Annotated in this window: 12 protein-coding genes, 2 tRNA genes and 1 pseudogene; 4 read left to right on the top strand and 11 right to left on the bottom strand. The window is 67.6% G+C overall.

Annotated features, from left to right (window positions below):
- Positions 1 to 418: 418 nt before the first annotated feature.
- Complete coding sequence (sppA, locus tag AC1DZ6_RS07675) at positions 419 to 2,206, bottom strand: signal peptide peptidase SppA (RefSeq protein WP_477096601.1); 1,788 nt, start codon at positions 2,204 to 2,206, stop codon at positions 419 to 421.
- A 163-nt stretch (positions 2,207 to 2,369) separates the two neighbouring features.
- Positions 2,370 to 2,446: transfer RNA gene (locus AC1DZ6_RS07670), tRNA-Pro, on the bottom strand.
- Positions 2,447 to 2,597: 151 nt separating this feature from the next.
- Here AC1DZ6_RS07670 and AC1DZ6_RS07665 point away from each other — a divergent pair.
- Together AC1DZ6_RS07665 and AC1DZ6_RS07660 are read left to right on the top strand one after the other, a co-directional pair.
- Positions 2,598 to 2,671: transfer RNA gene (locus AC1DZ6_RS07665), tRNA-Gln, on the top strand.
- Between the two features lie 598 nt (positions 2,672 to 3,269).
- A complete protein-coding gene (locus AC1DZ6_RS07660; RefSeq protein WP_477096600.1) occupies positions 3,270 to 3,698 on the top strand; it encodes a Ros/MucR family transcriptional regulator in 429 nt (142 codons plus the stop codon).
- Between the two features lie 87 nt (positions 3,699 to 3,785).
- Here the strand turns inward: AC1DZ6_RS07660 and AC1DZ6_RS07655 are convergent, their stop codons facing one another.
- The 7 genes from AC1DZ6_RS07655 to AC1DZ6_RS07625 all read right to left on the bottom strand — a co-directional run bounded on the left by AC1DZ6_RS07655 (position 3,786) and on the right by AC1DZ6_RS07625 (position 10,527).
- Positions 3,786 to 4,568, bottom strand: a complete 783-nt coding sequence (locus AC1DZ6_RS07655; RefSeq protein WP_477096599.1) for a hypothetical protein — start codon at positions 4,566 to 4,568, stop codon at positions 3,786 to 3,788.
- A 57-nt stretch (positions 4,569 to 4,625) separates the two neighbouring features.
- Entirely contained in the window at positions 4,626 to 5,963 is a 1,338-nt protein-coding gene (locus AC1DZ6_RS07650; RefSeq protein WP_477096598.1) for a hypothetical protein, read from the bottom strand.
- Positions 5,964 to 6,023: 60 nt separating this feature from the next.
- Entirely contained in the window at positions 6,024 to 6,374 is a 351-nt protein-coding gene (locus AC1DZ6_RS07645) for a hypothetical protein (RefSeq protein WP_477096597.1), read from the bottom strand.
- 56 nt (positions 6,375 to 6,430) lie between these two features.
- The gene (locus tag AC1DZ6_RS07640) at positions 6,431 to 6,946 is read right to left on the bottom strand and encodes a GNAT family N-acetyltransferase (protein WP_477096596.1); all 516 of its coding nucleotides are present in this window, start codon (positions 6,944 to 6,946) and stop codon (positions 6,431 to 6,433) included.
- Positions 6,947 to 7,041: 95 nt separating this feature from the next.
- The gene (locus AC1DZ6_RS07635; protein ID WP_477096595.1) at positions 7,042 to 7,869 is read right to left on the bottom strand and encodes an AraC family transcriptional regulator; all 828 of its coding nucleotides are present in this window, start codon (positions 7,867 to 7,869) and stop codon (positions 7,042 to 7,044) included.
- 4 nt (positions 7,870 to 7,873) lie between these two features.
- Positions 7,874 to 8,425: an N-acetyltransferase family protein gene (locus AC1DZ6_RS07630; RefSeq protein ID WP_477096594.1), complete on the bottom strand. Its 552-nt coding sequence runs from the start codon at positions 8,423 to 8,425 to the stop codon at positions 7,874 to 7,876.
- Positions 8,422 to 10,527: a S9 family peptidase gene (locus AC1DZ6_RS07625; RefSeq protein WP_477096593.1), complete on the bottom strand. Its 2,106-nt coding sequence runs from the start codon at positions 10,525 to 10,527 to the stop codon at positions 8,422 to 8,424. The genes AC1DZ6_RS07630 and AC1DZ6_RS07625 overlap by 4 nt, the downstream gene beginning before the upstream one ends.
- 195 nt (positions 10,528 to 10,722) lie before the next feature.
- Between AC1DZ6_RS07625 and AC1DZ6_RS07620 the strand changes: the two genes are divergently transcribed.
- Together AC1DZ6_RS07620 and AC1DZ6_RS07615 are read left to right on the top strand one after the other, a co-directional pair.
- Complete coding sequence (locus AC1DZ6_RS07620) at positions 10,723 to 11,577, top strand: trypsin-like serine peptidase (protein ID WP_477096592.1); 855 nt, start codon at positions 10,723 to 10,725, stop codon at positions 11,575 to 11,577.
- 103 nt (positions 11,578 to 11,680) lie between these two features.
- Positions 11,681 to 11,856, top strand: a pseudogene (locus AC1DZ6_RS07615) (CsbD family protein); the annotation flags it as partial.
- Between the two features lie 77 nt (positions 11,857 to 11,933).
- Here the strand turns inward: AC1DZ6_RS07615 and AC1DZ6_RS07610 are convergent.
- Together AC1DZ6_RS07610 and AC1DZ6_RS07605 are read right to left on the bottom strand one after the other, a co-directional pair.
- On the bottom strand, positions 11,934 to 12,380 hold the full coding sequence (locus tag AC1DZ6_RS07610; protein WP_477096591.1) for a MaoC family dehydratase: 447 nt from the start codon (positions 12,378 to 12,380) through the stop codon (positions 11,934 to 11,936).
- 55 nt (positions 12,381 to 12,435) lie between these two features.
- Positions 12,436 to 12,637, bottom strand: a 202-nt coding sequence (locus tag AC1DZ6_RS07605) for a divalent metal cation transporter (RefSeq protein WP_477096590.1), incomplete at its 5' end; no start/stop codon positions are given.

Genomic DNA, 12,637 nt, shown 5'->3' with positions numbered 1-12,637 from the left:
GTGACGCGCTCGCGGTCCGGGACCAGGGGCGTTGCCCTGGCCCGCCCGTCGGAGGCTTCAAGGCGGCGAGGCCCTAACAGGGCTCAGCGTCGCGGGCTTCCGGATAACGATGGCGCGAGGCGCTCGTCTTCGTCGAAACGGTATTCAAACTGCAAATCATCCGGGCGAGGCCCGGGCGCTTCGCACCCTTCCCATCAACTCATGGCCTTTGGCGTGAGATCACACCGACTTGCCCCCACCTGACCGCTTCGCGGTCTGTCCGCCCCCATGGGGGGCGGAGGACGCCCGCGCACCGATTCCTCTTCGCCTATGGGGGAAGACGGTCGCGAAGCGACCCGTAGGGGGCAAGCGTTCGCCGCACGAAAAAGGGCCGCCCGGTCGCCCGGACGGCCCTTGGTCTTGCCGGCGAGGCTGAAGCCTAGCGGATCGGCGTGTCGGCCATCACCGAGGCCCCGCTGGGCGTCGAGCGCAGCCGGGCCTTGGCCATCTCGTCCATGATCGACTGCGAGCGCGGATCGCCCAGCAGCCAGGCCGAGGCGGCCAGGGTGCGCATCGAGGTCTCGCTGACGCCCAGCACCTTCTCCAGCGCCTCGAACGGCGAGTTGGCGCCGCCGATCTTCTTGAGCTTCACCTCGCCCTTGATCCCGGCCAGGCTCTTGGCCTTGTCGACGGCCTCGTAGAAGCCGCCCAGTTCGTCCACCAGGCCCAGCTGCTTGGCCTGGACGCCGGTCCAGACCCGGCCCTTGGCGATCTCGCGCACCCGCTCGACGGGCAGCTTGCGGCCCTCGGCGACCCGGCCGATGAAGCCGGCATAGATGCGGTCCATCCAGGCCGAGAACTTGGCCCGCTGGTCGGGGGTGAATTCCTGTCCCGTGCCGAACGCGCCGGCATAGTCGCCGCCGACGTGGACCTGGCGGGTGTCGACGCCGAACCGGGCCAGGGCGTCGCCGATGGCGAACTTGCCGCCGAACACGCCGATCGAGCCGGTCAGGGTGGTGGGTTCGGCGACGATCGCCGAAGCGCCCGAGCTGATCCAGTAGCCGCCCGAGGCCGCATAGGTGCCCATGGAGACCACGACGGGCTTATTGGCCTTCCTGGCGGCCTTCACGGCGGCCAGGATCTGCTCCGAGGCCGTATCCGAGCCGCCGGGCGAGGAGACCCGGAACACGATCGCCTTGACGTCCTTGTCGTCGATCGCGTCGTACAGCGCCTTGGCGACCTGGTCGGAATAGATCGTGCTGTCGCCGCCGAACGGCGAACCGCCTTCGCCGCTGCCGGTCATGATCGCGCCCTCGGCCGAGACGACGGCGATGGTCGGGCCGGTCTTGGCCGGGGCGCGCTTGGCCCGCGAGGCGTAGTCGTCGAAGTCCAGCAGCTTGGCGCCCTTGCCGGCCCGCGAGAGCATGGCGTCCTGGGCGTCCTTGACCTGGCCGACCCGGTCGATCAGGCCCTTGGCCTTGGCCTCCTCGGCGCTGTAGGGGCCCGCCTCGATGGTCTTGATCAGGGCGGCCGGATCGATCTTGCGGTCCTGGGCGGCCGTCGTCAGGGCCGTGGTGTAGACCGAGCCCATCCACGACAGCGTCGATTCCCGGTGGGCCGGGGTGTAGTCGCTATAGAGGTAGGGATTGACCGCGTTCTTGTATTCGTAGCGCTGCTCGTAGTCGGCCTTGACGCCGTACTTGTCGAAGAAGCGCTTGAAGAACATCTCTTCGCTGGACGCGCCCACCGCCTGCAGCGCGCTGTCGGGCTGCATCCAGAACTCGCTGGCCGCCGAACCCAGCATGTAGGTCGAGGTGACCAGGCCCGAGGGATAGAGCCCCTGGCTGTGGGCGAAGATCGGTTTCTTGCCGACCGTGCGGAAGTGCTTGAAGGCCAGGCGCAGCTCGTCGGCCGAGGCCGGGGCCATGCCGCCTTCGGGCAGGCGCACCAGCACCGCCTTGACCTTGTCGTCGGTCTCGGCCCGGCGCATCGTCTCGATGATCGACATCACCGATTGGCCGCCGCCGCCGCCGAAGGCCGCGAACGGGTTCTGCGAGTCCTGGTCGGACAGCCCGCCGCGCAGGTCCAGCTGCAGCACCGTGTGAGCCGGAACCGGGGCGGGGCGGGCGGCGCTGGCCGCCATGACGATCAGAAGGAAAGGAACGCCGACCAGGAACAACACCAAGCCGACGAAAACGCCGGCCACGGTCATGAGAAACTGCTTCATCGGACGTCCTGCTGCCTAGTGTCGCGCAAGCTAGTAGCGACCCTGGCGCGGCGGTCAAATGAACAGCGCGCAACCTGCCGGTCCAGGTCCGGACGCGATCGGGCCGGCTCCCCGAAAGGGGCGACGCCGCGATGCCGTATATTTTGGATTTTCGGGAAAGGAATGGTCGGAGTGGCAGGATTTGAACCTGCGACCCCTGCGTCCCGAACGCAGTGCTCTACCAGACTGAGCCACACTCCGACTTGGAGGGCGGCTTATAGACACGCCTAGACGGTCTCGCAAGCGCCAAAAATCGCCGTTAAAAAAGAAGTTCAAAGCAGCGTTGCATCCGTCCGACTCCTGCGCTATCTCCACCGCCTCGCCGGGCCCCACGGGGCTTTGCCGTTCCTGCTGGGGAATGGTGTAATGGTAACACAGCGGTTTTTGGTACCGTCGTTCTAGGTTCGAGTCCTAGTTCCCCAGCCACACTCTTCTTTGCAAAATCATCTTCCGCCTTGGCGGCCCCGCCGGTCTTGCCCGGCCGCGGGCTCGTGTTCTGACGCCGAGTCGCAGTTTTCCACAGAAATTAGCCTGCCTGTCTCACGCCTGAGATTCTGGCCGGCGCGCGCTTGCCGACAAGGTCGGCGCGGACGCCGCGGCTTGAAGTTCTTCTGGCGCCTTGCGGCCGACCTTGATCCTCGAAAGCCAAGATGGCGCTCGTGATGACTCATCGTCGCTCAAATCGGTCCGGCGCCGACAAGTCTTTGTGTTTCAAGGCCAAGGCCCAGCTTCGACAAGGCGCGCCTTCCCAAGGAAGCAGATCTTTACCTGATCTGCGCGCGCCACGAATCATTGCGATGCTGAAACTTTTGTTCGAGCAACATCGGTCTGGAAGGGCTGGTCAGGGACCGGCTAACAAGGCCTCGACCGCTTCTCATGGTTTAGAGCCGGGGCGATTTTCTCGTTGCTGTTCTCAAGATTCGCTTGGCTTAAGGCCTTGGCAAGCACGATTACCCGGATTGAGTACTTGTATTTCGACAGGGCGGGTGTATTTCCAAGTCAAATACCCACCGGAGAGACACTCGTGGAAGACAAAGCTACCCTGATCGAGCTCACCGCCGAGATCGTCGCCAACTACGTGGCCAATAACAGCACGTCGGTCTCCGATCTGCCGGCCTTGATCCGGGCCACTCACGATGCTCTGGCTGGTATTGGTTCTCCCGAAGCGGCTCCCGTCGAAGCGGTTACGAAGGCTACGCCGGCTCAGATCCGTCGCAGCATTACGCCCGACGCCCTGATCAGCTTCGAGGACGGCAAGCCCTACAAGACGCTGAAGCGTCACCTGACCACGCACGGCATGACCGTCGCCGAATACAAGGCCAAGTGGGGTCTGCCCAACGACTATCCGACCACCGCTCCGGCCTATAGCGAAGCGCGCTCGGCCATGGCCAAGGCCCTGGGCCTGGGTCAAGGCGGTCGCAAGGCCAAGGCCCCGCGCGGCCGCAAGGGCTGATCCGACCGCTCTCACGGTCTGGAAATGCAAAACCCCCGCCGGCGACGGCGGGGGTTTTTCTTGATCTGTGCGCGTGGGACGGGCCGTTCAGCGGTCGGCCGGCGGGCCCCAGGCGGTGATCGGGGTGTTTTCGCGGTCCGTCACCGCGACCCTGTCGATCCGCGCCGTCACGAAGCACTGATGGGCGGTGACCACCAGTTTCAGCGTGTTGTTGGTGTCGCGCGCCGCGAGCGTGCCGTTGTAGTCGCCGCAGAACACCTCCGGCTGCTGGCCCAAGGCGGTCAGATGGCCTTCGATCACCAGGGTCATGCCCTTGACCCGCGCCCGCAGGTCGCGTTGGTCCAGCTGGGTCTCGTAGATCATCAGCGGCTCGAACCGGGCCGGCAGGGCCGAGGCGCCCTTGGCGTACGGAACCGCCAGACCGTAGTTGGTGACGATGGTCGCGATCGCGGCTTCCTCGCTGTAATTGCGCTCGCGCTCGTACTTGTGAATGAAGACGTCGTTGTGGATCTCGTCGGCGTTGAAGAACACGGTCTGCAGCGGCGGCAGGGCTTCCAGCCCCTGCTTGTCGAACCGGTCGTAGTTGGTCGAGGTCAGCTCGCCCAGGCCGATGATCACCTTCAGGACGTGACGTCGATAGTCGTAGGTCCAGCGCGCCGGGCTCTGGAACGTCTTGATGTCGCGCTTGCGGCCGTCGACGAAGGGAATGACGATCCGAAAAGGGCGCCCCGCCAGCGGGGCCGCGGCCGGCGCCTTCCGCGCGGCCTCCATCGCCCCGCGCAGATTGGCCCCGTCCAGGGTGTCGGGGGTTTCAAGCGCCGGGGGCGCCGCCGCGGTCATCGCCGCGGCGGCCAAAAGACCGCTGATCATCACAAGGTCTCCGAGTTTGACCTCAGCAAGACCTTAAGTTGAGCGGCGGTCAAGAGACTAGCCTATCTTCAACCTCACGAAGGCCATGCCGCCCGTCGGCTCGTCATAGCCTAGCGCCGCGGGCGCATCGAAGGCGCTGGCCAGGCCGCCGAAGCCCAGCTTGACGCTGTCCGACAGCGGCACGTCGTAGATCGCGCCGACCGACAGTTTGCGCACGGTCGCCACGCCGCCGTGATGGCCGGCCAGTTCGTCCTGCTCCACCTGTTCGGCGCGGGTGAAGACGGTCCAGCGCTGGTCTGGCTTCACGGCCCCTTCGAACAGCCAGGCCTGCAAGGCGTCGCCGGGAATGCGATCCTTGCGGGCCCAGGCCAGGGTGGCGCTGAGCGAGCCGTCGTTCCCGAACGGGCGGGCATAGAGGGCGCTGAGCGAGGTGCGGGCTTCGTCGTCGTCGGGCTCCAGGGCCTCGGGGCTGTTGATCCGCGTCCAGCTGGCCTGCAGGGCCCAGTTCGGGGTCGGATTCCATGAAACGCGAGTGGCGACGCTGTCCAGTCGGCCGGTCTCGATGTCGTAGCGATGCTGGTCGGGTTCCCGCCCGCGGAAGGCGCTGGCCTCGACCTTCCAGTCGGCGCGAGACACCCCGGCCGTCACCACCCCGAAGGTGATGTGGGTCGAGTCGAACCAGTGGTGGGTGATCGGCGCCTCGGGGCTGTCCATGGCCGCCTGGCGGTGCATGAAGGCCGGCGGACCGAACGCCGGCTCGCCGGGCAGGCCGCCGTAGAGATAGCCGTCGAAACCGCCGCCCAACGGCCGGCTGTAGCTGGCCGACAGCTCCATGAAGAGGTCGTGCGGATGCTGGCGGTCGACCAGCGGCGTTTGGCCGTCGGCCGTCTCGCCGGTGGCCAGCAGCAGGGGATAGCCGCTCTTGCCCATGAAGGGGTCGGGGCTGAGCATGGCCTTGAAGCCCAGGGTTCCTTCGCCGAGCGGGCGCTGGGCCATGCCCATCACCATGCCGGCCAGGAACGTCTTGTCGCCACCGCGCGGTCCGCCCTGGCTGTCATGGACGCCATTGAACAGGGCGTGCCCCATCAGCATCCAGCCGTTGTCGGTATGGACCATGATCCCGTCGTGCGGCGAAGCGTCAGGCTGCCAACTGGTGCCGGAGGCGTCGCGGTTCATGCGGTAGGCGCCGAGCGGGCTGTGCATGAAGCCCATCAGGTTGATTCCGCAGTCGAGCGCCTCGCCGGTATCGCAGGGGTCGATGGGCGGGGGCGGCGCCGAAGCATCGTCCATGGCATGGTGGTCGTGCGCCTGAGCAAGCGCGGGCGAGGCGAGGCCGAGGCTCGCGGCGAGGGCGGCGCAGGCCAGCAGGCGCGCGCGGAAAGTCTGGGTGGTCATCGGGACCGACCTTTCTGAAGCAAGGAAACAATGATCCGCGCGGCGGCCGCGCGGAAGGCTTCAGGCGAGGGGTCTGGGAGGGTCGTGTTCCGGCGCGAGGCTCAGGCCGTCGACGGCTTGGCTGATCGGCGCGAAGGCGATGCGGACGACGGCGCCCGGTGTCGCGGGCTGGGCGACGTCGCGGGCGGCGGCGGGCAGGCAGCCCGCGCAGCAGCTCATGGCCAGGGCGTCGGGCTTGGGCTTGTGGGCCGGGGCCTTGTCGTGGGCCATGCCGGCCATCTCGCCCATGTCCGCCGCCGTCTCGTGGCAGGGCGGCACGACTTCGGCGTGACAGGGCAGGGCGCGCAGCGGCCCGCCGACGGCGAAGACCGCCGCCAGCAGGATCAGCATCAAGGTGCGAAGGCCGCGCATGTGCGGAACCTAGGCAGGCGCGGCGGCGAGGGCAAGCCACGAGTCCGCCGGGCCGTTCACCCGTGCTGCGACGCGCGCTCCAGGACGACCGAGGTTTCGATCTGGCGCTCCGGCACGGTCCAGTAGGCGCGAAGCAGGTCGGCCTTGCGCCCCGGCGGCACGAGGCGAAAGCCATGCCGTTCGTAGAAGCGGATCGCCCAGTCGGCGGCGGCCCAGGTCCCGATCAGGATCGGTCGCGCCGCGCGAGCCATCAGATGATCCAGCAGGACCGCGCCGATCCCCTGGCCCTGGTGGTCGGGCAGCACATAGGCATGGCGGATCAGATCGACGTCCCGCACCGCCTGCAGGCCCATCACCCCGACCAGCGCGCCACCGACCTCGCAGCCCCAGAACACGACCCCGGCGGCCAGCTCGCCCTCCAGTTCGGCGGCGGGCATGTAGGGGTCGTGCCAGCGATCGGGCGGGATCACGGGGCGATAGGCCTGGGCGGCCGCATTGATGATCTCCAGCATCCGGCCGGATTCATGCGTTCCGCACGGGCGGATGGTTCTGGTGTCGCTGGTGTCCGTCATGGCCTGGTCCCGCGCCGCGGGCGAGCGGCGTCAGCAGGGATAGGGCGTCGCCGTCGGCCCAGGCTTGAACGAAATTGCAGGTCGGCGAGAGGCGCTCAGGCCATGGCCCGCGCATAGGCGCCCGGCGTGATCCCATACTTGCGGACGAAGATCCGGGTCATGTGGCTCTGGTCGGCGAAGCCGCTGGCGGCGGCGGCTTGCGCCAGGGGCGCGCCGCCTTTCATCAGCCGCCGCGCCAGATCGATGCGGCGCTGGATGAGGTAGGCGTGCGGCGTCAGGCCGGTGGCTCGGGCAAAGCCGCGCAGCACCTGGAAACGGCCAAGGCCGCTTGCGCGCGCTAGGTCGTCCAGCGACAGGGCCGCGGTGGGATCGTCGTCGATCAGGCTCCGGGCGTGTCCGACGCCGCGAGGGACCGCCGCGCCGTCCGCCGCGCCGGTGTCGCTCAGCAGGCCCGCCAGCAACTGGAGCAGCCGTTCCTCCGACCGCATAGCCGGCGGTTGTTCCGCGCCCTGGGTCACGCTGGCGAACAGTCGCTGGAAGCGACGGGCGAAGCGGGCGTCACGCACGACGGGATGGGCGAACTCGCGGGTCTCGACCTTGCCCTGGCTCATGTCGCGCACCGCGTCGGCGATCACGGCCTGGTCGAAATAGAGCATGCGCCAGGCGCGCCCGGCCTCGCCGATCGGCGCGCCGTCGTGAACCTCGCCGGGATTGACGGTGATCATGTCGCCGGCCCCGGCCTCGACCACGCCCCGGCCGCTCAGGGACGTCTGGGCGCCGCGGCCGATCACCCCGACGCCGAAGGTCTCGTGGGTGTGGCGAGAAAAGGCATGGCGGGTTTCCGCCTCGACCGCGTCGACGCCGGCCACGCGGCATCGAAACAGGTTGAAGCGGCCGGCGACCGTGGGAGGATCGCGCCGCACGCCCCTAGACCCCGCTCAAAGCCATGCCCGGCGCGTCAGGCTCGCGCGAGCCGCCGCCGTTCAGGGGGCGCTGCATCCAGACCAGATCGACCCAGCGGCCGAACTTGTAACCCATGTCGGGGAAGACGCCCTTCCGTTCGAAGCCCAGGGCGGCGTGCAGGGCGATCGACGCGGCGTTGCCGCTGTCGCCGATCACCGCGCAGATCTGGCGCAGGCCCAGGCCCTCGCAGGCCTCGATCAGCGCCGACAGCAGGGCCTTGCCGACGCCCTTGCCGACCGCGTCCGGGCCGACATAGACGCTGTCCTCGACGGTGTAGCGATAGGCCGCGCGCAGCCGGAACGGACCGGCATAGGCGTAGCCCAGCACCGCGCCGTCCTGTTCGGCGACCAGATAGGGCAGACCCTTGTCGAGAAACGACGCGCGCCGGCGGCCCATCTCGGCCTCGTCCGGCGGGATCTCCTCGAAGGTGCCCAGGCCGTTCAGGACGTTCCAGCCGTAGATGGCGGTGATGCCGGCGAGGTCGGCGTCGGTTGAGGGGCGGATGATGACGCTCACGCCTTGGCCCATCCCTTTTCCGTCGCCCACACGGCGAACGCATAATCCAGGGCGATCTCCTTGAGGAAGTCGAACCGGCCCGAAGCCCCGCCGTGGCCGGCTTCCATGTTGATCTTGAGCAGGATCGGCGCGCCGCTGGTGGTGTGGTCGCGCAGCTTGGCGGCCCATTTCTCGGGCTCCCAATAGGTGACGCGCGGGTCCGACAGGCCGCCGGTGGCCAGCACGGCCGGATAGGCCTTGGCCGCCACGTTGTCGTACGGCGAGTAGCTGGCGATGTAGTCGTAGGCCTCCTTGTCCTCCAGCGGATTGCCCCATTCGGGCCATTCGGGCGGGGTGAGGGGCAGGGAGGTGTCGCTCATGGTGTTGAGCACGTCGACGAACGGCACCGCCCCGATGACGCCAGACCACAGGTCGGGCCGCAGGTTGGCGACCGCGCCCATCAGCATGCCGCCGGCCGAGCCGCCATAGGCCACCGTGCGGCCCGCCGCGCCGTAGCCCGCGTCGTGCAGGTGTTCAGCGCAGGCGATGAAGTCGGTGAACGTGTTCTTCTTGGTGAACTTGCGTCCGTCCAGGAACCAGCCGTAGCCCTTTTCCGAGCCGCCGCGGATATGGGCCGTGGCCCAGATCCAGCCGCGGTCGACCAGGCTGAGATTGCGGATCGAGAACGACGGATCCATCGACATGCCGTAGCTGCCATAGCCGTACAGCAGCAGCGGCGCCGTGCCGTCCAGCGGCGTGTCCTTCTTCATCAGCACGGTGACGGGCACCTGCGCGCCGTCCGGAGCCTTGGCGTACAGCCGCCGGGTGACATAGGCGGCTGCATCGTGGCCGGACGGGATCTCCTGGGTCTTGCGCAGGGTCTTGGCGCCCGTGGCCATGTCGTAGTCGAACCACTGCCGGGGCGTGGTCGGCGACTGATAGACATAGCGCATCACTGAGGTGTCGAACTCGTAGCCGCCCTCCAGGCTCAGGACGTAAGCCTCCTCGTCGATGACGATCGGGTTCTCGGCCTTGCTGGCGCGGTCGGTGATGACGATGCGGGTGTTGGCGTTGACCCGCTCGACGCGGACCAGGTGGTTCTTGTAGGCGGCCAGGCCGGTGATGAAGTGGCCCGGCTTGTGCGGGACGAAGTCCTTCCAGTGGGCGCGGCCCGGCGTGGCGACCGGGGCCTCGACCAGCTTGAAGTCGATGGCCTCGTCGGCGTTGGTCAGGATGACGAAACGGCCGTCCCAGTGCTCGACCGAATAGCGCAGGCCCACAGTGCGGGGTTCGAACACCTTCGGCTCGGCGGTCGGGTCCGACGCGGGGATCAGCAGGGTCTCGGAGGTCTCGTGGTCGCCGGCGCTGATCAGGATGAAGGCGTCCGAGCCGGTCGTGCCCACGCTGACGAAGAAGCCGTCGTCGGGCTCGTCATAGACCAGCACGTCGTCCTTCAACCCGCCGCGGGCCGGGCGGCGATAGATCTTGTCGGACCGGCCGTTGTCGTCGCGGTGGGTCCAGAACAGCCAGGCCGAGTCGGGCGACCAGGCGAAGTCGCCGGTGCTGCTCTCGACGGGCTCCTTCAAGATCTCGCCGGTCGCCAGGTCCTTCACATAGATGTGGTGGACCTCGGAGCCCTGCGCGTCCTCGGCATAGGCGAACAGCTTGTGGTCTGGGCTGTGGTCGGCGGCGCTGACCTGGCTGTAGGCCTTGCCCTTGGCCAGGGCGTCGCAGTCGAGCAGGACCTCCTCGCCGGTGGTGTGGCCCTTCGGTCGACGCGCGAAGATCGGGTGCTGGCCGCCGATGTTGAAGCGCGAATAATATTCGAACCGGCCGTCGGGGGCGGGGACGGAGGCGTCGTCCTCCTTGATGCGGCCTTTCATCTCCTCGAACATCGCCGCCTGCAGACCTTCCGTCGAGGCGAGCATGGCCTTCACATAGGCGTTCTCGGCGGTCAGGTGGTCCTTGACCTCCGGCTTGATCAGCGTCGGGTCGCGCAAGACCTTCTGCCAGTTGTCGTCCTTCATCCAGGCGTAGTCGTCGACGCGGACGCGGCCGAGCTGCTCGGTGCGCTGGGGAATCTTGTGGGCGACAGGCGGGACAGGAAGGGGCGACTCTGACATCATGCTCTCGGATAAGGCGTTCTCGGGGGGGATCACCGATACCGACGTAATGACGGCTGCCGCGCTCGTCATCATTTTGCGCCGGTTCATGGTGAGTTTTTCCCCCGTCATGCGTCAGAACGCCAACTTGTGCGCCTAGACGACGCTGGTCAAACTGACCCTCGTGTAGTGTGAATCCGGGGCGTGAGGGTTTAGATGGCTTGGGACCTGTCGGTCGATCTGATCCGGGCGACCGTGCAGCTTGAACAGCCGCTCGGTGACGGATCACGCACGGTCGGCACCGGCTTCCTGATCGAGGACCCGACCCCCGACGGCCGTCCCCGCACCATCCTGGTCACCGCCGCCCACGTCTTCGACAAGATGCCCGGCGTCTCGGCCAAGATCGGCTATCGCATCCAGAGCGCCGACGGCGTCTGGCGCTACGATCCCCACACCCTGAAGATCCGCGACGGCGACCACGCCCTGTGGGTCAAGCATCCCACCCGCGACGTCGCCGCCATCGAGGTCGAGGCCCCGGCGGAGTTCACCAAGGCGGCGATCCCCCTGGCCTGGCTGGCTCAGGACGACACCTTCAACAAGTACGGCCTGGGCCCGGGCGACGAGATGATGGCCCTGGGCTTTCCACGCGGCCTGTCGGCCAACCCGGCCGGCTTCCCGATCCTGCGGTCCGGGCGGGTGGCGTCCTATCCGCTGGCCCCGGCCAGCGTATTCCCGACCTTCCTGATGGACTTCTCGGTGTTCCCCGGCAATTCGGGCGGGCCGGTGTTCATGGCCGAGGGCGCGCGCCGCCGGCCGGGCTCGACCGAGAGCCAGGAGGTGCAGTTCGTGGCCGGCATGCTGACCCAGCAGGTCGAGCTGTCGGGCGAGCGCCTGGAAATCGGCATCGTCACCCACGCCAAGTACATCCGCGAGACCGTCGCCCAGCTGGACAAGACGGCCGGTCCGCCGCTGATCCAGGCCAAGCCCGCCAAGCCGGCCGAGCCCGAAAGCCAGGCGGCGACTCAGAACGCCGTGGCCGTCTCGGCCACCGCCCTGGCGGTCGCACGGTAGGCCATCCCACTGTAGGCCATCCCACTGTAGGATTGGCGACACAGGAACCTTCGCTCCCGGCTTCCCGTTTCTAGGGGGAGTTCAAATCCGCAGGAGTGAAGTCATGAGCACCAATCGCGTAGAAGGCGCCGTCGACAAGGGTGTCGGCGCCGTCAAGGAAGCCGCCGGCAAGGCCACGGGCAACGAACGCCTGGAAGCCGAAGGCCTGGCCCAGAAGACCAAGGGCGACGTCCAGAACAAGGTCGGCCAAGCCCAGGACAAGATCGGCGACGCGATCAAGAAGTAGCCTTGGTCCGATCGACTGAAACTGAAGGCCGCGGGAGCGATCCCGCGGCCTTTGTCGTGTTGGCTGAGCTCTAGCCGTAGATGATCGAGATCGTCTCGGCCACGCAGGCGGGGCGTTCCTCGCCCTCGATCTCGATGGTGCATTCGTTCTTCAGCTGCAGGCCGCCGGCCTTGGGCTCGACGCTGAGCAGCTTCTGGCGCATGCGCACCTTCTTGCCGACCCGGACCATGCCGGTGAACCGCACCTTGTCGCAGCCGTAGTTGATGCCGCGCGTCACGCCGGTCACCCGCAGGATGCCCGCGCCCAGCATCGGGATCAGCGACAGGGTCAGAAAGCCGTGGGCGATCGGGCCGCCGATCTCGCGGGTGGCGCGCTCGACGTCGATGTGGATCCACTGGTGGTCGCCGGTCGCCTCGGCGAACTGGTTGACCCGCTCCTGGCTGATCTCGACCCAGTCGGAGACCCCGATCTCCTGGCCGACCAGGCTGGCGATGTCGGCGTAGGCGACTTCTTTCATGGCGTTTCTCTTCCCAAACGTTTGTTTGAGTAGAGACCAGCCGGCGCGCTCGCGGTCAACCCGTGAAGGTCTGGAACACCAGCCAGCCGTTGGCCGCCGAGATCACCACGAACAGGCCCCAGGCCACGGTCTTGGTCACCAGCCCGTTGGCGAACACGCCCATCAGCGCCTTGTCGTCGGTGAAGCGCAGCAGCGGGAAGATCGCGAACGGCAGCTGGGCGCTCAGCACCACCTGGGTCAGGACCAACAGCAACAGC

The sequence above is a fragment of the Caulobacter sp. P1_B12_2 genome, assembly GCF_056406675.1.
Note: the sequence above shows the minus strand (reverse complement) of the source record. Positions and strands in the feature narration are given on the sequence as shown.

Coding starts and splice junctions, on each gene's coding strand:
- sppA (WP_477096601.1), bottom strand. CDS start 2,206: ATGAAGCAGTTTCTCATGACCGTGGCCGGCGTTTTCGTCGGCTTGGTG.
- AC1DZ6_RS07655 (WP_477096599.1), bottom strand. CDS start 4,568: ATGATCAGCGGTCTTTTGGCCGCCGCGGCGATGACCGCGGCGGCGCCC.
- AC1DZ6_RS07650 (WP_477096598.1), bottom strand. CDS start 5,963: ATGACCACCCAGACTTTCCGCGCGCGCCTGCTGGCCTGCGCCGCCCTC.
- AC1DZ6_RS07645 (WP_477096597.1), bottom strand. CDS start 6,374: ATGCGCGGCCTTCGCACCTTGATGCTGATCCTGCTGGCGGCGGTCTTC.
- AC1DZ6_RS07640 (WP_477096596.1), bottom strand. CDS start 6,946: ATGACGGACACCAGCGACACCAGAACCATCCGCCCGTGCGGAACGCAT.
- AC1DZ6_RS07625 (WP_477096593.1), bottom strand. CDS start 10,527: ATGTCAGAGTCGCCCCTTCCTGTCCCGCCTGTCGCCCACAAGATTCCC.
- AC1DZ6_RS07620 (WP_477096592.1), top strand. CDS start 10,723: ATGGCTTGGGACCTGTCGGTCGATCTGATCCGGGCGACCGTGCAGCTT.
- AC1DZ6_RS07610 (WP_477096591.1), bottom strand. CDS start 12,380: ATGAAAGAAGTCGCCTACGCCGACATCGCCAGCCTGGTCGGCCAGGAG.